The organism is Synechococcus sp. H60.1, from assembly GCF_047462335.1.
Classification (GTDB): Bacteria; Cyanobacteriota; Cyanobacteriia; order Thermostichales; family Thermostichaceae; genus Thermostichus.
In genome coordinates, this window is sequence record NZ_JANSJA010000256.1 from 1 (window position 1) to 573 (window position 573).

At 64.2% G+C, this 573-nt stretch carries 1 protein-coding gene; it reads left to right on the forward strand.

Annotated features, from left to right (window positions below; genetic code table 11):
* A partial coding sequence (locus NW852_RS11940; protein WP_414426773.1) for an AMIN domain-containing protein occupies positions 1-573 on the forward strand: 573 nt, incomplete at both ends.

The following is a 573-nucleotide window of genomic DNA, read 5'->3' on the forward strand; positions in this document are numbered from 1 at the left end:
AACCGCATGAAGCTGGAGATCACCACTGCAGGGGGCGCCCGTCCACAGGTGTTCTTTACCCAACAGGGCCGGTCTTGGATTGGGGATATCACCAATGCTCAACTGGATGGCGGTCAAGGCCGCTATCGTCAGGAGTCTCCCTTGCCGGGAGTGCGCTTCATCGAAGCCAAGCAACTAGGCAGTGACAGCGTGCGGATAGAAATTGCCGGTGTTGCGGCAGCTCCCCAGGGCTTGCTGGCCCGGCGCAGCCCGACGCAGTTGGTCTTCGAGTTTGAGGGCTTGCCCTCTGCCCCGCCGGCTCCTGTAGCGGCAGCGCCTAGCCAAGTAGCGCCCAATCAATCGGCCTCGCCAACCCGACCTCAGCCTGTGGCCCCGCCGCCAGCTCCTGCCTCCCCTCCGGCTGCTCAAAACTCTCCTTCTCCCCAGGGGACAGCCCCTACTCCTCAGCCCCTTGCCCAAACTCCTCCCCCTTCCCCGCCAGCTCAGGTGGCTCCTCCCCCTCAGCCGGCTTCCCCTGGGCCGGTCATTTCTCAGGTGCCTTCCGTAGGGCAGCTTAACCAACCCCAACTGCCA